The organism is Streptomyces longisporoflavus (assembly GCF_014649775.1).
Lineage (GTDB): Bacteria > Actinomycetota > Actinomycetes > Streptomycetales > Streptomycetaceae > Streptomyces > Streptomyces longisporoflavus.
In genome coordinates this window covers 49,709-68,938 of the sequence record NZ_BMTR01000003.1, presented here as the reverse complement: position 1 = coordinate 68,938, position 19,230 = coordinate 49,709, and the positions used below count along the sequence as shown (strand labels likewise).

General features: G+C 72.9%; 11 protein-coding genes. 3 read left to right on the top strand and 8 right to left on the bottom strand.

Annotated features, from left to right (window positions below; genetic code table 11):
* The first annotated feature begins 16 nt into the window (after nucleotides 1–16).
* Nucleotides 17–883 (top strand): class I SAM-dependent methyltransferase, encoded by an 867-nt coding sequence (locus IE226_RS06930; RefSeq protein ID WP_190080153.1) that lies wholly within the window; start codon nucleotides 17–19, stop codon nucleotides 881–883.
* A gap of 9 nt (nucleotides 884–892) precedes the next feature.
* Here the strand turns inward: IE226_RS06930 and IE226_RS06925 are convergent, their stop codons facing one another.
* The 7 genes from IE226_RS06925 to IE226_RS06895 all read right to left on the bottom strand — a co-directional run bounded on the left by IE226_RS06925 (nucleotide 893) and on the right by IE226_RS06895 (nucleotide 13,143).
* A complete protein-coding gene (locus tag IE226_RS06925; RefSeq protein ID WP_190080152.1) occupies nucleotides 893–2,071 on the bottom strand; it encodes a glycosyltransferase in 1,179 nt (392 codons plus the stop codon).
* Nucleotides 2,068–4,881 (bottom strand): bifunctional glycosyltransferase/CDP-glycerol:glycerophosphate glycerophosphotransferase, encoded by a 2,814-nt coding sequence (locus IE226_RS06920; RefSeq protein WP_190080151.1) that lies wholly within the window; start codon nucleotides 4,879–4,881, stop codon nucleotides 2,068–2,070. The genes IE226_RS06925 and IE226_RS06920 overlap by 4 nt, the downstream gene beginning before the upstream one ends.
* On the bottom strand, nucleotides 4,878–8,372 hold the full coding sequence (locus tag IE226_RS06915; RefSeq protein ID WP_190080150.1) for a bifunctional glycosyltransferase/CDP-glycerol:glycerophosphate glycerophosphotransferase: 3,495 nt from the start codon (nucleotides 8,370–8,372) through the stop codon (nucleotides 4,878–4,880). The genes IE226_RS06920 and IE226_RS06915 overlap by 4 nt, the downstream gene beginning before the upstream one ends.
* A gap of 177 nt (nucleotides 8,373–8,549) precedes the next feature.
* The gene (locus IE226_RS06910) at nucleotides 8,550–9,374 is read right to left on the bottom strand and encodes a TylF/MycF/NovP-related O-methyltransferase (protein WP_373306896.1); all 825 of its coding nucleotides are present in this window, start codon (nucleotides 9,372–9,374) and stop codon (nucleotides 8,550–8,552) included.
* Between the two features lie 55 nt (nucleotides 9,375–9,429).
* Complete coding sequence (locus IE226_RS06905) at nucleotides 9,430–10,173, bottom strand: methyltransferase domain-containing protein (RefSeq protein WP_190080149.1); 744 nt, start codon at nucleotides 10,171–10,173, stop codon at nucleotides 9,430–9,432.
* Nucleotides 10,174–10,225: 52 nt separating this feature from the next.
* The gene (locus IE226_RS06900; protein ID WP_190080148.1) at nucleotides 10,226–11,389 is read right to left on the bottom strand and encodes an acyltransferase family protein; all 1,164 of its coding nucleotides are present in this window, start codon (nucleotides 11,387–11,389) and stop codon (nucleotides 10,226–10,228) included.
* A complete protein-coding gene (locus IE226_RS06895) occupies nucleotides 11,386–13,143 on the bottom strand; it encodes a hypothetical protein (protein WP_190080147.1) in 1,758 nt (585 codons plus the stop codon). Before IE226_RS06895 ends, IE226_RS06900 begins: the two co-directional genes overlap by 4 nt.
* A gap of 133 nt (nucleotides 13,144–13,276) precedes the next feature.
* Here IE226_RS06895 and IE226_RS06890 point away from each other — a divergent pair, with 133 nt between their 5' ends.
* On the top strand, nucleotides 13,277–14,269 hold the full coding sequence (locus tag IE226_RS06890) for a hypothetical protein (protein ID WP_190080146.1): 993 nt from the start codon (nucleotides 13,277–13,279) through the stop codon (nucleotides 14,267–14,269).
* Complete coding sequence (locus tag IE226_RS06885; protein WP_190080145.1) at nucleotides 14,266–17,139, top strand: stealth family protein; 2,874 nt, start codon at nucleotides 14,266–14,268, stop codon at nucleotides 17,137–17,139. The genes IE226_RS06890 and IE226_RS06885 overlap by 4 nt, the downstream gene beginning before the upstream one ends.
* Here IE226_RS06885 and IE226_RS06880 read toward each other — a convergent pair.
* Complete coding sequence (locus IE226_RS06880; RefSeq protein WP_190080144.1) at nucleotides 17,121–19,220, bottom strand: CDP-glycerol:glycerophosphate glycerophosphotransferase; 2,100 nt, start codon at nucleotides 19,218–19,220, stop codon at nucleotides 17,121–17,123. The genes IE226_RS06885 and IE226_RS06880 overlap by 19 nt on opposite strands.
* Nucleotides 19,221–19,230: the final 10 nt, after the last annotated feature.

Genomic DNA, 19,230 nt, shown 5'->3' with positions numbered 1-19,230 from the left:
AGCTCCGGGACCAGACATGCAGAAAGCTTCAGCCACCACGCCCGCGACCGATCAGCTGCCGCGGCCGCGCGCGCTCTCCGACGTGAAGGGCTGGTTCCATCCGGTCGACCAGGTGCTCTTCGACTGGATCCTGGGCCGGCAGCTCGACCGGGCCGAACGGGGTGACCTGCTCGAACTCGGCGTGTACCTGGGCAAGAGCGCCATCTTCACGGGCGGGTACCTGCGCGCGGACGAGACGTTCACGGTCTGCGACCTCTTCGACTCCCCCGCCCCTGACCAGGCCAACTCCGCCGAGATGGGCCGTTCGTACGCCACGCTCACCCGTCGCGCCTTCGAGGCCAACTACCGCTCCTTCCACGAGGAACTGCCGCGGATCGTCCAGGAGCCGTCCTCCGGGATCACCGCGCACGTGGCGGCGGACAGCTGCCGCTTCGTGCACATCGACGCCTCGCATCTGTACGAGCACGTCCACGCGGACATCGCCGCCGCGAAGGAGGTGCTCGGGCCGGACGGGATCGTCGTGCTCGACGACTTCCGGGCCGAGCACTGTCCGGGCGTGGCCGCGGCGACCTGGGGCGCCGTGGCGAGCACGGGGCTCAAACCGCTGTGCATCACGGCCACGAAGTTCTACGGCACGTGGGGCGCCTACGACGCGATCCACGCCGATCTCGCCGCGTTCCTGAAGCAGCGGGACGACATGTGGCACGCCGCCGAGGAGGTCGCGGGCCACCCGATGATCAGGATCAGCGGCAAGAAGGCGAGATCCCCGGAACAGCCGGTCTCGCGGCACGCGGCCGAGGCACCCCCGGAGCGGAACCAGCAGCCGCCCTCCAGGGCGAGGGGCCTGCTGTCCTCACTGCTGGCACGCTCGGGACGTTCTTGACGGGAACACTCACCGCTCGAGCAACTCGAACAACGCTTCCCAGCGCTCGAGAACCCGCGCCTCGGAGAACCTCTGCACATTGACCCTGGCCCGCTCCCCCATCGCGTTCCGCAGCCGCGGATTACCGGTAAGGCGCAGAAGACGGTCCGCAAGGGCCCCGATGTCCCCGGCCGGGGCGAGCAGGCCGTCCTCGCCGTGGCGGACGATCTCCCGCACGCCCGGCGCGCAGTCGAACGCCGCGCACGGCACCGCGCTGGCCATCGCCTCCATCAGGGCCAGCGGGAAGCCCTCGCCGCGCGACGACTGCACGAACAGGGAGCTCTCGGCGAGCACGCCCGGCACATCGCTGGTGCGCCCCCGCCACTCGACCGAGCCGTCGAGGCCGAGCCGCGTGCACTGCCGCTTGAGGGCGGCCTCGTCCGCCCCGGCGCCGTAGATCCGCAGCGTCCAGTCGGGGCGCTGCGGGGCCACGAGCGCCCAGGTGTCGACGAGCATGTCGACGCCCTTCTGGTCGGCGAGCCTGCCGATGCTGCAGACCACCTTCGCCTCGCGCCGTGAGGGCACGGCGGGAAGGTGGGCGAGGGCGTTGGGCATCGCGCCGACGTTGTGCATGCCGTCGATGATCCAGTCGTCGGCGTCCTCCTGGGTCAGCGCGAGCCACCGGTCCACGTCGGGGTAGCTGCGTTTGACCGCGCGGTAGCGGTGGCAGGCACGGGTGTACGCGTACGACTCGTGGCTCATGCCGATGATGCGCAGGCCCGCGGTGTCGGCCTCCCTGATCCACTCCATCGGCCAGACCTGCGTGACGATGGCGACCGCGCCGGGCCGTGCGGCGCGGAACAGCCGCGAGAGCCGGTCCACGGCGCGGCGCTTGGCGGCGATCCGCGCCGACTCCCGCCCCCGGGCGACCACGTTCAGGCGGCCGAGGCCGTGTACCGGGCGCGGGGTCCGCGGATGCTTGGCGTAGAGGCTGGTCACGGGGTAGCCGCGATCGTCGGGGAGCGCCAGTTTCAGCTCGGCCTCGTGGACGCCGATGACGTGCACCCGGTGGCCGTTGCCCTGGAAGAGGCGGGCCATCTGGTGGGCCCAGGCGGTGACGCCGCCGAGCTCGTCGACGGTGTTGGCGACGAGGAAGAGGTCGCGGCCCTTCGTCGTAGGAGCGGCAGCCGTCGCGGGCGTCGTGGTCATGCCCCGCCCCCCTTCTTCCCGCTGTCGCCGGCCCGCTCGCCGAACAGCGCGTCCACCACGCCGGCCGCGGCCCGCCCCTGGTCGTACGTGCCGAACCGGGCGGCGAACGCCGCTCTGGCCTGTGCCCACGCGCCGTCGGTCTGCTTCAGCGCGGCGAGCACGCGCAGCAGCTCCTCCTGCGTCTCGACGACGGGCCCGCCCGCCTCGTCCCGCAGCGCGAAGTAGCTGCCCCGCTCGGTCTCGTACGCGTCGAGGTCGGGCGCGAAGTGCACCAGGGGGCGGTCCAGGAGGGCGAAGTCGAACATGATGGACGAGTAGTCGGTCACCAGGACGTCGGCCAGACAGAGCAGCTCGCTCACGTCGTGGTGGGCCGATACGTCGATGACGGTGCCGGGCGGGCACACGGGCAGCTCGGCCGCCTCCATGTAGTGGGCGCGCACCAGGAGTACGTGGGTGTCGCCGAAGCGGGCCGCGAACTCCCGTACGTCGAGGGGCAGTCGTACCGGCTTGTTGTTCTTGGGCGGGCCGCCGCGGAACGTCGGCGCGTACAGCACCACCGTCTTGTGGTCGGGGATGCCGAGGTCGGCGGCCACGGGCGGGCGGGGGAAGCGGCCCGCGGCCTCGTCGCGGGCGCGTGCGGCGATCAGGCGGTCGTTGCGCGGGTAGCCGCAGCGCAGCAGCCGCTCTTCGGGGATGCCGTAGGCGCGGGCCAGGGTGTGCACGTCGTGTTCGGAGCGCACCAGGAAGTGGTCGAAGCGGTCGACGGCTTCCCTGAGCCGCTCGCGCTGCGGGGCGTTCTGCGTCTTGAGGCGCGCCTCGTCGAAGCCCATGCGTTTGTACGCGGAGCCGTGCCAGGTCTGCAGATAGGTGGTGTGGCGCGGTTTGGCCAGGGCGTGCGGGAAGCCCTGGTTGTCGATCCAGAACTCGGCGCGGCCGAGGGCCCACAGGTAGCGCCAGGACCAGCGGCGGACAAGGCGGGCCGTCGCGGGGAACCCGTCGGCCGACGCGGCGTACGACCAGGTGCAGCGGAGTTCGAGGCCCCGGTCGACGATCTCCTGGTGGATGGCGCGCGGGCTGTCGCCGTAGCAGGCTCCCATGTGGCTCTCGAAGACCACCGAGCCCTTGCTGACGGGCAGCCGCCGCAGCACGCGCCGGTAGACGCGCAGCTTCACCGCGCGTCCGTTGAGCCGGTCGCAGCGCCTGCGCAGGGCACGCAGCCGGAGCCGCACCTTGCGCGCCGGGCGGAAGTGCGTGGCGTAGTGCAGTGCCGCGCGCAGGGTGCGGGCGGCTCGGTGGCGGGGTGCGAGGCGCAGTTCGAGCCGGTTCGCGCCGGTGACGGTGAACCCCCGGGCGTTCCCCACGGTCTCCTGCTCGGCGACGAGTTCGGTGCTCATGTCGTGGCCTCCCGCGGCGAGTCGCAGCCGCGGCTCCCAGACGCGGTCGCGGATGCCGAGGTCCCGCAGCCGCGCGGTGAGGTCCACCGTGGCCCGCCAGACGACCGCGCCGCCGTCGTAGTGCGCCTCCTGCACCGGTACGCGGAAGCCGTGCCGTCCCCTGCCGCGGGTGCGCACGTCGAGCCGGGCGGTGAGCGGCGGCCGGTCGGGCACCAGGCCGCCGGGCAGTACGACGTGCCCTTCGAGGACCGCCCTGGTGCCTTCGACGCTGCACCTGGTGAGGCGGTTCAGGAGGCGCGCCCGGGCCGGGGGCTGGTGCTGGTGGCCGAGTTCGCTGACGTCGAGGACCTCCCGGGTGCGGGGGTCGTCGAGCCCGTCCGCGCGCCAGTAGACCTTCCCCTCCCGCTCGGTCAGCTCCGAGACGACGGTCCCCGGCCGTACGAGGGCGTACGCCGCCGCGAGCACGCCCTCCGTGTCGCCTTCCGCGAGCAGCCGTACGCTCACCCGCTCCACGGGGTCGAGGGCGCTCAGGGCGCGCACGTCCGCGCGGCCTTCGAGGTGCGGGACCGTCCCGGCGGTGACCCGGCGCCGCTCGTCGGCGGTGAGTTGCGGGAACGTACGGACGCAGGGCAGTACGTGGTCGCTCAGGAAGGCCCGCTCGCGCCGGTCGCACAGTTCGATGCGGCCCAGGCTCAGTAGGAGCCCGGCGACGCGGTCGTGGGCCCCGGCCAGGGCGGAGGTCTCGCGGGCGGGGTCGGGCGCCGCGCGGTGGGTGGTGATCAGGTTCGGTACGAGGGTGATGACGCGGGCCCCGAGTGCCGCCTCGACGCCGAAGAGGATCTCGCTGTGGGCCAGGTCTTCCGCGTACCGCAGACGCCTGTCGTGGACGAAGTCCCTGCGGACGCAGAACCCGGTGACCAAGGCGTCCCTCGTCACGAGTTCAGGGACGTCGGCGAGATCTCGGACGCTCCTCGTCCGCGCGTGCAGCTGGGCCTGCCAGTCCGGGTGGGCCTCCTTCCTGCCGCCGGCCGTGAGCCGCGTCCAGCGCCCCGCCACCAGGTCGGCCCCGGTGGTGCGCGCCGCGTCGAAGAGGTTCCGGCAGGCGTGCCGCTCCAGGAGTTCGCCGTCGCCGAGCACGATGACGTAGCGCCCGCGTGCCGCGTCGAGCCCGAGGTTGCGCGAGGCGCCGGCGGACATCGGGCCCCCGGCGCGGACCAGGCGCACCCGGTAGGGCTGGTCGGCGGCGAGCGCCCGTGCCGCGGCGCGGGCGGGACCGTCGGTTCCGGGGTCGACGAGGACCGCCTCGACGCTGCCCATGGCCTGGTCGAGCACGGACGCCACCGACTGCCGCAGCGCGTCGGCGTCCGTCCCCGCGACCACGACGCAGCTGAAGTCGTGCAGTTCCGGCGTGCTCACGCGCGGCCTCCTTCGAGCATGGCGTCCGCGACCCCGGCGGCGGCGTTGCCGTCGTCCAGGTCGCAGAAGACCTCGCGGAACCTGTCGTACGCCTCGGTGTACGCGGCGGTGGCGGCCCGCGGGTCGCGCAGCGCGGCGACCACCTCGTCGCTCGTGGCGAGCAGCGGTCCCGGCGCCCGTGCCGCGAAGTCGAAGCAGAAGCCGCGCAGGGTGTCGCGGTAGTGGTCGAGGTCGTAGGTGTGGAAGAGCATCGGGCGCCCGGTCTGGGCGAAGTCGAACATCAGGGACGAGTAGTCCGTGACCAGGACATCGCTGATCAGGAGCAGTTCGCCGACGTCGGGGTGGCGGGTCACGTCGCGCACGAAGTCCGAGCCGGGGACGGTACCGCCGACGAGGTAGTGCCTGCGCACGAGGAGCACGTGGTCCTCGCCGATGGCGCGTTCGGCGGCTTCGAGGTCGAGCCGGAGGTCGAGGGCGTAGCGGCCGCTCTGCTTGGGCTGGTTCTCGCGCCAGGTCGGCGCGTACAGGACGACGCGTTTGCCCTCGGGGATGCCGAGGCGTTCGCGCACGGAGGCGGCGACCTTCGCGCGGTCGGCGGCGTGCAGCAGGTCGTTGCGCGGGTAGCCCAGCTCCAGGACCTCGCCGGTGTAGCCGAAAGCGCTGCGCAGGACGGGGGTCGAGAAGCGGTTCGGGGACACGAGCACGCTCCACTGGGCGGCGCGGCCGGGCAGGGTGGCCATGTAGGCGCGGTCCCCGGAGGAGCGGTCCGCGAGGTCGAGGCCGATGCGCTTGAGCGGGGTGCCGTGCCAGGTCTGCACGACGTACTGGCCCTCGGCCCGTACGAACCACTCGGGCAGCTGGGTGTTGGTGACGATGTAGCGGCAGCGGGCCAGGGCCTCATGCCACTCGGCGCTCCACAGGGCAACCGGCGTGGCGCTGCCCGGCAGTCGCACCTGCTGGTCGCGCACCACCCACAAGTGCTCCAACTCCGCGCCCCTGGCGACCAGTTCCTCGTGGACGGCGCGCGGCGAGTCCGAGTACTGGCGTCCGTCGAAGCTGGAGTACAGGACGGCGTCCCGCAGCGGCCCGCCGCGCCGTGCCGCGTACAGCTCGCGCAGGCGGCGCTGGCGCGGGCCGCCCCGGTCGGCCATGGGCAGGGCGGAGCCGGAGCGCAGGTGGAGGCCGTCGTGGGCGTGGCGCTCCAGGGTGATGTCACGCCCGGATCTGGTGCGGACGAGCGGGAGCCCGGTAGCGGCGCCGGGCGCCACGCACACCGGGGTGTACTGCTCGGGGTCGCTCTCGCCCGGCTCGCGCAGACAGAGGTTCCAGCGGCCTTCGGCGAGCGGCAGGGTGCCTCCGGGGCCCGGCACGGCCTCGGGGCGCAGCGCCGCGGTGAACCGGCCGCCGTCGATCCGCACCGGCACCACGGCCTCGTCGCCGTGGCCGCCGTGCACGAGGACCAGTTCCCCGGTGCGGGCCGCCGCGTCGGGGTGGCTGCCCTCGACGAGAAGTTCGTCGTCCCAGGTCACGGCGGAGACGAGCGGGCGAAGGGTCTGGTCGCGCAGTTCCAGGTTGCCCGACGAGTTGGCGAGTACGAGGAGCTCGCGCCCCGGCAGCAGGCCGTACCGCCCCGGCGGCACCTCGGGGCAGGCGGCGAGCGGTGTGCGGCCGTCGCCCTCGCGGACGAGGGTGACGCCCCAGGGATCGGCCTTGCGCGGCCGGCCGGTGTGCTCGTCCTCACCGGCGTGGAAGAAGGCGAGCGGCACATCGGCGCTGAAGTCGCGGCCGTTCACCAGGGCGGGGACGTAGTGCGCCTCCTTGGTGTGCCAGTTCTCGATCCGCAGGGCGTCGAGGGCCTGCGACTCCCCCGGCGCGAGCCTGCCGTGCAGCCGGATGACGCCGCCGCACCCCTCGTGCGCGACGAGCCGCGCCGCCACCCGCTCCGTGCGCAGCCTCAGCCGGCCCTTGCCGAGGGTGACGGCGACGCGCAGGAACTCCTCCAGATACCGCACGGGAAGCTGCGGCGCGCCGCTCGTGCGCACCGGCCCCGTGCGCGGCAGGAGCCCGCTGACCGCGCCCATCTCCACCTTCCAGGTGGTGCTGCGGCGCTTGGTGACGGTCCTGCGGGGGTCGATGACCGTCTCGAACCCCGAGCGGTCGTAGTCGTGCAGGCCCTGCCCGGAGCGGTACGTCGCCTCGCGCGCCCGTACCGTGCGCAGCTTGAGCGGAAGCACGCGCCGCCGCCCGGCCCGCAGCCAGGCGACCCTGGCCCGCGCCCCGACCCGCCCGGCGGGCAGGTTGGGGATGTAGGCGTAGCCCTTGAGCCGCAGTCTGCCCCGCTCGTCCCAGGCGGCCTGCGTGAGCTGCGCGGTGAGCGGCAGGTCGGAACGTTTCAGGGCGACGGCTTCGGGCGGCAGGCCGCCGATGCCGGGGAAGTCGGCGCGGCGCCGGCGCAGGCCGCGGACCCGGAAGGCGCCGGGGTGGGACTTCTCGAACGCCATGAAGGCGAGCAGGTCGGTGATCCGGCGTCCGCGGATGAGCTGCCAGCGCACGCGCAGGGGAAGCGGCAGCTCGGCGATGACGGCGGGGTCGACGGTGTCGGCGAAGGCGTTGGCCTGCTCCAGGAACGCGTCGTGGTACGCGGCGTCGCCGTGCGGCAGGGCCTCCATGAACAGCCACAGGTCGCCGGAGAGCACCGTCGTGTCGTAGCGCCGCTTGGCGGTGGCGAGGATTTCCGCGCGCGGTGTGCCCGCAGCCTCGGCGGCCCGCGCCGCGAGGAATCCGCTGGCGGCGAGGACGGCGGCGGTGCGGTCGCGGACGGCGCGGGGCCTGGCCCGGCCGCTGGTGATGGAGCCTTCGCGGTCGCGCCAGAGGTAGACCGGCTCCTTGAGCACGTCGACGGATGCGGCGAGGAAGTGGGCGGGGACGATGACGGGAGTGTCCTCGAAAAGGACGCCCTCGGGGAAGGCGAAGCCGTGCCGGTCCCAGAAGTCCCTGCGGAACACCTTGTTGCAGGCGATGCGGTCGCCGAGCAGCTCCCAGTCGCGGGTGACGTGCGTGGCGCTGCGGTCGCTCTCCATCATCTTTCGGAACATCGGCGACTGCTCGCTCCTGCCCCCGGAGCGCAGCCGGTGGACGTTGCCGGTGACGAAGTCGGAGCCGGACTTCTCCAGTGCCGCCAGCATCCGCTCGTACGCGTCCAGCGGTACGACGTCGTCACTGTCGACGAACGTCAGGTACGTCCCCCGCGCCTCGCGCACTCCCGCGTTGCGGGCCGCCCCGAGCCCCGCGTTCTCCTGCTCGACGAGCCGGAACCTGCCGTCCCCGGCGGCGAACTCGCGGGCGACGCGCGCGCTCCCGTCGGTGGAACCGTCGTTGACCATGACGACTTCGATGTCCCGCATGGTCTGTCCGGCCAGTGAGCGGAGGCAGGGACCGAGGAACTCCTCGACGTTGTGGACGGGGACGACGACGGCGAGTCGGGGTGTCATGCGGTGCGCACATTCCTTCCGGAGTACTGACGACAGGCCCCAGGGGCCACCCGGTTAACAACGACCGCCCTTATGGGTCACCCGCGCAGAGCCATTCGGGTGGTCACATGAGCGGGCCCCGTGACCGGCGGCTCGGGGCTGCCGGACACGGGGCCCGCTCGGGTGCCGCCCCCCGTGTCAGGGCTTCACGGCGATGCGTCCCTCGTCCATGCGCAGGAGCAGCAGGCGTTCGCCGGTCTTGTCCATGAACTCGTCGACCGCCTTGCGCGAGCCCTGCCAGTAGCCGTAGTCGTCGATGAGCAGGACGCCGCCGCTGACCAGTCGCGGGTACAGCTCTTCCAGTTCGTGCCTGGTCGAGGCGTACCAGTCGGTGTCCAGGCGCAGGACGGAGATCTGCTCGGGCGCCTGGCCGGGGACGGTTTCCTCGACCCTGCCCTTGACGTAGTGCACGCGCTCCTTGGGGTAGGGCACGTTCTCGAAGCCCGACCTGACGTCGTCGAGGGAGGCGACCGCCCAGATCGGGCGGTCCTTGCCCTGCAGCTTGAGCAGTTCCTCGGCGGACTTGCCGTCCAGGCGCAGGTCCTCCTCCGTGGGCGGGGTCATGCCCTCGAAGGTGTCGAAGAGGTACAGGTCGCGCTCGGTCACACCGGCGCCGAGCAGGGCCTTGGCGCAGGCCTGCATCGAACCGCCGCGCCACACGCCGCACTCGACGATGCTGCCGGGGATGTCGTGCCGGACGATGTGCCGGGTCGCCAGGATGAAGGCGTTGAGGCGCTCGGGAGAGGTCATCGTGTACGGCTTCACCGCACGGATGATGTCCTTCGCCTCGTCGTCGTAGTCGGCCGGGAGGTTCAGGGTCTTCGGCTTCGGCTTCGGCTTCGATGCCGGGGCGGGCTTCGGCTCCGGGGCCGCCACCGCGCGCTGGCCCGGCACCGGGGTGCGCGTCAGCTGATAGCCGGTCAGTTGCTTCAGTGCGCCATTCACGGCGCGTCGCCATGCCATGGGAGCGGACAGTACGCGCAACTCGTCCTTTATGTCACGTTTCGTCAACGCGTGTTCAGGTGGCGTCACTTGGCGAGGAAACGGGCTGCTCCTCCACCGAACGCGGGGCCACCACGGACTTGGGCCGGCCGCAGAGCGCGCGGCCCTCGATGGGCTCCGGCAGCGGGATGCCGTCGACGCCGCCGATCCTGTTCGCCCACCAGGTGGTGGTGGCGCGCACGAAGGCCATGGTGAGACTCGGGTAGCGCCGCGGCCGCTGGAAGACGCCCACGGAGTCGCCCCAGTAGGCGTGCTTGGCGTCGATGCTTCCGTAGGCGTGCCGGATGCCCTTCTTGGGCGGGAAGTCCGTGTAGGCCTCGCGCAGTTCGAGCCTGCTGTACGCGGCCATGGCGCGGAACCCGTCGGGGTAGTAGCGCCAGCAGTCCTGCGCGTCGTGCACATGGCCGCGGGAGGGCGCCGTCACGAAGGCGATGCCCTCCGGTTTCAGGACGCGGGCGATCTCCAGCATCGTCGCCCAGAAGAAGGGGATGTGCTCGAAGGCCTGCCCGGAGATGACGAAGTCGGCGCTGCGGGACTTCAGGGGGATGCGGTACGGCTTCGTCATCACCGCGTCGACGTTGCGGCCGTCGAGCACGTCGACGCCCACGTACTGCGTGTCGCGCCCTTCGAGCAGGGTCTTGTGGGTGCGGGTCTGCCCGTCGGAGACCCGCGCGCCGAGATCGACCACCCGGTGTCGCTTCCCTCTGGGCATGTACTGCTCCACACAGAGTTCCATCTGTTCGTACGCGGACTGGTGCACGTCTCCTCCTGGGCAGGGGGCTGGGTAGATATCTTCTACGTATCACTCGCATTTAGGACTTATCGACACAGTGGCTCCACCGGCGCGGCGTGCGCCGGGCGCACCACTTCCGGGCCGGTTCCTCGATGTACGTGAACATCGCCCAGGACAGGGCGACCACGGTGAGTGCGACGCCGAGGAGCGTGAAGATCGCGGAGTTGTCCGGCTGCGGGCGGCCCCAGGTGTCGAGGATCAGCCGGTTGACGGTCTGGTGCAGCAGATAGAAGGCGTACGACCAGAGCCCGAGCAGCACCATCGGACGCGAGCAGAGCCAGCCGCGATGCCCCGTCAGTTCGCGCTGCACACAGGCGGCGACGAAGAGGACGGAGAAGACGGCGGCGCACGGCCGCAGGGTCCAGGCGAGGTGCGCGGACAAGTCCGGCCCGAACCAGGACGCGCGGTGGCAGTAGACGACGGCGTACCCGGCGAGGCAGACGAGCAGTACCGGCGGGCTGAGCCGGAACCGGTGCCCCCGGCGCAGGGCGAGCGCGCAGGCCATTCCGACGCCGAACTCGGGCAGCCTGCTCACCGGGTTCCGCATGACCCATTCGCTGGCGAACGGCGAGAGATGGACGACCGTCCACCATTTGACCAGCCACATCGCGACGAGCCCGCCCCCGGCGAGCAGGGCGAGGGTGCGGGTGCGCAGGCGCAGGGCGCCGCGGATCGCGAACGGGAAGAGTAGATAGAAGAAGGCCTCGACGCTCAGCGTCCACGCGACGCCGTTGCCGGGAAGGGTCGGCACGACGCCGGGGAACCAGGTCTGCACGAGGAAGAGCGAGGCGACGAAGCTGAAGTCGTCCGTCGGGACACCGCCCCAGAGGTAGAAGACCCAGATCACGGGGATGGTCGCGACCAGATGGGCGGGCAGGATGCGGCCCGCCCGGCGCCAGTAGAAGAGGCGGGCGAGCGTGCCGGGACGGTACCCCCAGGTGAGCAGGAACCCGGAGAGCACGAAGAAGAACCCCACGCCGTTCGCGCCGAGCGTCGAGTAGGGGAAGAGGAGCGGCGCGTGGGCGACCCCGCCGTGCGCGCTCAGGCCGGTGAAGTGGTGCACGAACACCGCGAGAGCGGCGAGGAAGCGCATCCCGGTCAGGGAGTCGACGCGGGGTGCTTCGTCGGCTGCTGCGGGGAGCCCGGGGCGGGGGCGGGTCTGGCGCGGGAGGGCCGTGGTCATGCCGGGTACCCCCCTCCGGCGCGCAGGGTCGGGCCGCAGCCCGCCGGGCGCATCTCGCGGACCATGTCGTCCAGGGCCGGGCGCACCCGCTCGCGCACCGCGGCGATCCGGGCCGGGTCGCGTACGGCGTCCGCGCGGACGAAGTCGCCGCCGTTGCCCTCGGTGTAGAGGGGGACGTAACCCGCTGCCGCGAGGAGGGGCGGGGTCAGGCCCGTTCTGCGGGTCCAGGCGGCGTGCACGTGGAGCAGTTCGGGGCGCACGTCGTTCAGTACATGGGCGCGCAGGGCGGCCGGGTCGGCGGCGGCGTACGCGTCGGCCACCCGGCGGTCGGTGAGGCCCGCGAGGTCCACGACACGCAGCCGTGTGGTGAGCAGGGTGCCGCCCAGGTCGGGCAGGGCGACGGTGGCGTCACGCAGGCCGAGGTGGGCTGCGTACGCGTTGAAGGTGTGGCCGTAGCGCTCGGCCACGTAGCACATGGACAGCGTCGGGCGGTGGATGAATCTGCCGTTCTGCGCGGCCTGTCCGGTGACCGAGAGGAGCAGGGCGCCCGCGAGCGCGCAGACCGTGACGGCACGCGCGCGGCGGCCCTCCGCCCGCCAGAGCGCGCCCGCGGCCAGGGCGAGCGCCGTCGCGGCGAGCACCCACACCGGGGTCGCGAAGCGGTACAGCGCCATCCAGTCCCGGCCGAGCACGCCGTACGCGAGGAGGGTCAGGGCCAGCGGGACGAGCAGCGCGGCCAGGGCCCTGCGGGCCGGTCCGGGGCGGGCGAGCGCGAGGCCGGCGCAGGCGGCGCCGATCAGGGCGAGCGCCCAGCCGCCGTACGTCAACAGTTCGCCGGTGGAGGCCAGTTGAGCGAGCCGGGGCGGCTTCTGCGCCTTGGCCACCGCCGTGTTCGGGACCCAGAGCCCGAAGGTCGCGCGGCGCCACAGCAGGAACGCCGCGTACGGCAGCGCGAACGTGCCGCAGCTCAGCGCCACCATCCGCGCCGCCCGCGCGAGGCTCTCCCGGCGCAGGAACAGCAGTACGGCCAGCGGGTAGGCCGCGGCGAGCACCGCGCCGTCGGGGCGGGTCAGCGCGGCGAGCAGGGCGACGGCCCCCGCGCTCGCGGCGGCGGCGGGCCGCAGCAGGGTGCCGCGCACGGCGCCCCGGACGAGCAGCGCTCCCATCGCGGCGGCGGTCAGCGCGTACAGCGGGTTCTCGAGCCCCGAGAAGGACCACGCCACGTACGACAGGTTCGCGGCGAGTACGCCGCCGGCCAGGAGCGTCACCGCCCAGGCCCGGCCCGGCAGCAGGGCCCGCGCCGCCGCGGCCACGCAGGCGATGACGCCCGCCGTGCAGAGCAGCGCGAGGGCCTTGGGGTAGAGCACCAGGTCGCTGATGCCGAGCAGCGTGCCGTGGTCGAAGAGGCCGAGCCTGCGGCCCGCGACGAGCAGGGCGAGCCACGAGGAGTTGGAGTATCCCTCGACGGGGTCGGCGCCCGGTTGCTGCACCGGGCCGAGGCCCTCGTCGACGCTGCGGGCGTAGGCGAAGGTGATGGCCGCGTCGTCGACGATCCACTGTCCGAGGGTGCTCGCGCGCCAGGCGATCAGGAGGGTCACGAACGCGGCGGCGGCGGGGTCGGCCCAGCGTCGGCGGAGGGCGAGGGCCGCCCCTGCCCGGGGTGATGCGGGCGCGGGTGCGGGGGGCGCGGGTGCGGGTGCGGGTGGCCCGGATGCTTCCTTGCGGCGCTGGAGCTGCGCGAGGGAAATGATCATTAAGGGGTCTACCCCCGTAGCGCACTCCGGGACACTCTTTCGTGGGCCGGCCGGGTGACCCGGACCCGTACACACCCCGCATCGGAGCGAACAACGGGCAAAGTGGGGCAATGCACCACATTGGGTTCACGCCATGATCCCGGCTCAGCCGCCCGCCGTCCGGCGGCTCCTGGCCACCGCAAGGGCCGCCCGCTTCCGGGCGGAACGCGCCACCGCGGGCCGGGGAGCGGGCCAGGGAGCGGGCCGGGCGCAAGGGCTCCTGGAGCCCGTGCATCTGTCGGTCCGGGACAGCCGGACGCTCAACCTCGCGGTCGCCGCCCTCCCCGACGAGCGGATCGAGCGGGCCCACCTGCTCGTCTCGCGCGGCCACCGCCGGTTCCGTGTCCCGCTCGCCTTCGAGCGGCACGCCCGCGGCGGGCTGCTCCTCGCCGGTACCGCCACGCTGCGGAACGCACGTGACGTCCCCGGGGAAGCGGACGCCCTTGCCGGTCCCCGGCTCGGCGAGGGAGTCTGGCGGCTCACGGTCGTCACCGCCGATGCCCGCGGACGCGTACAGCGGCGCGGCATCGGGCTCGACCGGGCCACCGAACCGCCGCTCACACCCACCCTGCCGCACGCCCCCGACCCCCGCACCGGCACCCTCGTCCGCGTCGTCCGCTGCCGCGGCGGGCGCGCGGTGCTCCAGGTGACCCGGTCGAAGCCCCGCGCCGAGCTGCTGCGGTTCGTGCCCGGCGGCGACGGCATCACTGTGCACGGACGGCTCGTCAGAACGAGCCGGGGACGGCGGTGGCGGGCGAAGGCCGTACGGCGGCGGGACGGGGTCACCGTGCCCGTCGGGGCGATGTGGGACGGCACCGAGTTCAGCTTCGCGCTGCCCCTCGCGCAAATGGCGGGGGCCGGCCCCGGCCAGTGGGTGTGGGACTTCCACGTGGAGCCGGAGACCCGCGGCGCCCCGCTGCCCCTCGGGCGGTGGCTCACCGACGTACGCGACCCCGCCGCCGCCTGCCCCACCCCCTTCCGCGTCTTCGCTCTGCCGGGCGGCTCCCTGATCCGCGCCCACGCCCACTTCACCAAGTCCGGTGCCTTCGCCCTGACGTGCTGGGACATCTCGAAGGAGACCTCATGAAGATCACGTACCTCCTCGGCTGGGGCGACGAGATGGGCGGCACCGAGCTGGCCACCTACACCCAGGCGCAGCACCTCGCCGACCGGCACGACGTCGAGGTCATCTCCGTCTTCCGGACCCGCCCCGAGCCCTTCTTCCCCGAGGCCCGCAGCCTCCCCGTCCGCTATCTCGTGGACCGCACGGTGTCCCCCGAGCGTCCGGTGCGCGGATCATGCCTGGACGAAGCCGCCTGCCGCACCCTGGCCGCGCTGCCCAGCGAACTGATCAAGCCCTCCTGGGAGTCCGCCTTCGACCGGCTCTCCGACATCGAGATGACCGCCGCCCTGACCACCCTGGACACCGACGTCCTGGTCACCACCACGCCGGCCCTGATGGCCGCCGCCGTGAGGCTCGTCCCGGCCAGGGTCGTCACCGTGCACCAGGAGCACCGCCCCACCCAGCGGCGCGGCCCCTCGGGCGAACCCCTGCTCCTGCACGCGCCGCGCCTGGACGCCCTGGTCACCCTCACCGAGCGCACCCGCGACTGGATCGCGGAGTCCCTCGGCGCCACCGCCCCCGAGCTCGCGGTCATCCCGAACGCCGTGCCCGACGGCTTCCGGCCCCGCGCCGACGGCGAGAGCAAGGTCATCGTCATGGCGGCGCGCCTCACCGGCGAGAAGCGCGTCGACCACGCCGTGCGGGCCTTCGCCGAGCTCGCCGACGCCTATCCGGAGTGGAAGCTGCGCGTGTTCGGCGGCGGCCACCGCGAGCAGCAGCTGCGCCGGCTCGTCGACGGCTTCGGGCTCCAGGACCGCGTCGAACTGCTCGGCCCCTGCCAGGACATGGCCGCCGAGTGGGCCAAGGCGGGGCTGACCCTGATGACCGCGGGGCACAACGAGGCGTTTCCGCTCGTGCTGCTCGAAGCGCTCGCCGCGGGTGTGCCGGTCGTCGCGTACGACGTCCTGACCGGGCCCGCCGAGATCGTCAGGCACCGCGTCGACGGGCTGCTGGTACCGCCCGGCGAGATCCACGAACTGGCCGCGGCCATGAGCGAGTTGATGGGCGACCCGGAGACCCGCCGCACCTACGCCAACGCCGCCCGCGAAGGCGTCTACGCCCGCTTCTCGTCCGCCGACGTCACCGCGCGCTGGCAGGAGCTGTACTCCAGGCTCGTGGCCCGGCGCGACGCCCCCGAGCGGCTCGAAGGGCGCGCGGACCGGGTGGCGCTCGGCGTCGCGTCCGGCGGCAGCGGGTTCCGCCCGACCACGCCGTACACCCTGGACGCCGCGCCCGGCGCCGAGGAGCGGGCCCGCGAGGACGAGATCATCGCCGCCGACACCAGCGGCCTCCTCATCCGCTCGGTGGGCAGGATCGCCGAGCGCCGCGACGATGTCCTCGCGCCCGACGCGACCGACTGGAACCTCGAACTGGCCGCCACCGCTTTGGAGTCCGAGGACATCCCCTACGTCCTCGTGCGCACCCCGGGCACCGCGCACACCCTCGCCGTGGCCGACGACGAACGCGAGGGCGCGCTCAAGGCGATCGCCGAGTCCCTGCACGGCCAGCCCGTCTACGCCGAACTGATCCGTCCGCGCGACGCCGCCCCCGGAGTCGTACTCGCCGAACGCCTCGCCGGCATCGGCGAGGTCGCGGGCGTCAAACTCTTCAAGCCGGTGACCACGACAACGCTCTCCCTGCGCCACGGCGCGGGCCAGGCCTGCACGGTGGCGTTCTGGCCGCGGGTCACGGAGGAGGGGGCGGAGGGGGCGGAGGGGGCGGAGGGCACCCCCGGACCCGGCGCGGCCGAAGCCCGTCGTGCCCCCTTCGGTACCACCCTCGCCGGAGCCGAGTTGCCCTCGCTCGTTGCCACCGCCACCCTGCGCGTCGGCGGTCGTACGTACCCGACCCTCGATGTCTTCGCCCGGCTCCTCTTCAACGACATCGACTTTCCCGTGGACGCCGTCTACACCTGGGTCGACGACTCCGACCCCGAGTGGCGGGCGCGGCGCGACGCGGCCCTCGGCGGGGGCGGCGACGGGACTTCGGCGGATCACGGTGCCGTCCGTTTCCGCAACCGTGACGAGCTGCGCTACTCACTGCGCTCCCTGGCCGCGAACGCGCCCTGGGTCCGGCACATCTACCTGGTCACGGCGGGCCAGACCCCGGCCTGGCTCAACGCCGATCACCCGGGCGTCACGGTCGTCGACCACCGCGATCTCTTCGCCGATCCGGACGCCGCGCTGCCCACCTTCAACTCGCACTCCATCGAGAGCCAGCTGCACCGCATCGAGGGGCTGTCGGAGCACTTCCTCTACCTCAACGACGACATGTTCCTCGGCCGCCCCACCACACCGCAGACCTTCTTCCACAGCTCGGGCCTCTCCCGCTTCTTCTGGTCCTCGGCGTCCGTGCCCGCGCTGCCCGTCTCACCCGACGACGAGGGCTATCTGGCCGCCGCCAAGAACAACCGCGCCCTGCTGGAGAAGGAGTTCGGCAGGACGGCGACGCACAGCTTCTTCCACGCGCCCTACGCCCTGCACCGCAGCGTCCTCGCGGAGCTCACCGAGCGGTTCCCCGACGAGCTCGGGGCCACCGCGCGCAGCCGCTTCCGCTCGAACGCCGACATCGCCCTGGTGTCGTCCCTGCACCACCACTACGCCTACCTCACGGGGCGCGCGGTGCCGGCGGGCATCTCGTACGACTTCGTGGACATCGGCAGGCGCGCCGACCACGCGCGACTGGGACAGCTGCTCCAGAGCCGCGACAAGACGGCCTTCTGCATCGGCGAGTCCCCGGACAGCGAGCTCGCCGACGAGGAGATGGCGCTCGCCATGCGCTCGTTCCTCGCGGCGTACTTCCCGGTCCGCTCCCCCTACGAGCGGGGCGCCTGACCATCCAGGAAGAGGCGTCGCACGACCCTCTCGGCCGCGCTCCCGTCGTCGTACGGGCAGAACCGTGCCCGGAACGCCGCCCGCAGCTTCGTCGTGCCCTCCGTGTCCCACGCATCGCTCCTGAAGAGGTCCGTGAGCTCTTCCTCCGTGGTGGCCACCGCCCCCGGCGTCTCGCCCGCGCGCCCCGACAGGAGGTCGAAGTAGGTGCCGCGGGCGAGGCGGTAGGCCTGCCAGTCGGGGGCGTACGTCACGATCGGGCGGTCCAGGCAGGCGTAGTCGAACATCAGCGACGAGTAGTCCGTGACGAGGGCGTCGGCAGCGAGGCAGAGGTCCTCCACGCGCGCGTGCCCGGTGACGTCGACGAGCCGCGGATGGCCGCGCAGGCCCGCGTCGGCGCCGTAGAAGTAGTGGGCGCGCACCAGCACGACGTACGACGGGCCGAGTGCGCTCACGAAGCGCTCCAGGTCGAGGCCGGGCAGAAAGCCCTTCTGGTAGTCGCGGTGGGTGGGCGCGTAGAGGAGAACGGTGCGGCCGTCGGCGATCCCCAGCTCCGCGCGGACGCGGGCGGTCTCGCTCTCCCCGGCCGTGAAGTAGACGTCGTTGCGCGGATAACCCGCCTCCAGGGCCTGGTACGCCGTCGAGGGGTAGACCCGCTCCCAGACCTCCGTGGAGTGCGGGTTCGCGGAGAGGCTGAAGTCCCACTGGTCGGTGTGGTCGAGCACCTTCTGGAAGCTGATGCCGTGCGTGCCCGCGGGGTAGCGGCGCTGGTCGAGGCCCATCTTCTTGAGCGGCGTTCCGTGATGGGTCTGGAGGTAGATCTGGCCGGGGCGCTTGGTGAAGCCGCCGGGGAAGCTGGAGTTGTTGATCAGGTACGTCGCCCTGGCCATCGTCTGCCAGTAGCGCCGCGACCCCTCGATGACGTACTCGACCCCGGCCGGCACGCGGTGCTTGTGCCGGGAGGAGACCACCCATACGCCCCTGATGTGCGGGGCGAGTTCGCGGGCCTTGGCGTGAATGGCGGCCGGATTGCAGGAGATCCCGCGGTTCCAGTACGCGCCGTAGACCGCGAGGTGCGGGTCCAGGGGGCGACGCAGGTCGGCGCGGTAGGCCAGGCGCATCGCGCGGGCGCGCAGCTTCTTCTTCTGCGCCTTGAGCCCCCGGGTCACGCCCTTTCTGCGGGAGCGGCTCTTGCGCTGCGCCTCGTAGGCGGCGTACGAGGCGGTGGCCAGGGCCCGCTCCCCCGGCGTGGCGGCGGGCTCCGCCGGGCCGTACGTCCGGTAGAGGCGGGCCGCCCCGCGGAAGAAGTCACGCCGGTCGCGCGGCGTGACGCGCCCCGGATCGTCGAGTACGGCGAGCAGATGCGCGGCGGCGTGCGGCACGAGCCGGGCGCGGTCCGCGGAGTCGGCGGCGGCGAGGAGTTCCTCGTAGCGCCCGATGACCGCGAAGTGCTCCCGGCCCGGCGTCTTGGCGAAGCTGCCGCCGCGCCGCTCGCGCCAGCGGACGCAGGGCTTGTCGAGGACGGCCGCGCGGCCCCCGGCGGCCAGGGTCGCGCGGCGCACCGGCACCACGTCCTCGTAGGCCCCGTCGCTGAACGCGAGCCTGCGCTCCTGCCAGAAGCCGCGCCGGAAGACGCGGTTCCAGGCGGCGACGGTGACGGCGAGGGGGTCGCCCGTCAGGTCGTCGCCGCCCGGACGCACGTTCTCCCACCAGTCGACGCGGTCGTGGCCCAGGAGCAGGACGTCCGGGTCGTCCGCCGCGTCCAGGGCGTCGGCGATCGCCTCCAGGGCGCCCGGCAGGAGCAGGTCGTCGCCGTCGAGGAAGAGGAGGTAGTCGCCGGTGGCGCGGTCCGCGCCGGTGTTGCGGGCGGGGCCGGGTCCCGCGTGCGCCGGGACGCGGACGAGTTGCACGCGCGCGTCGCGCTCCGCACACTCCGCGGCGATAGCGGCGGACGCGTCCGGCGACGCGTCGTCCACGACGATCAGCTCCAGATCGGCGCGGCTCTGTTCGAGCACGGAATCCAGGCATTCCCGCAGGTAGCCCTGGACGCGATGGGCGGGGACGACAACCGAGAAGCGCGACATGAACACCGAC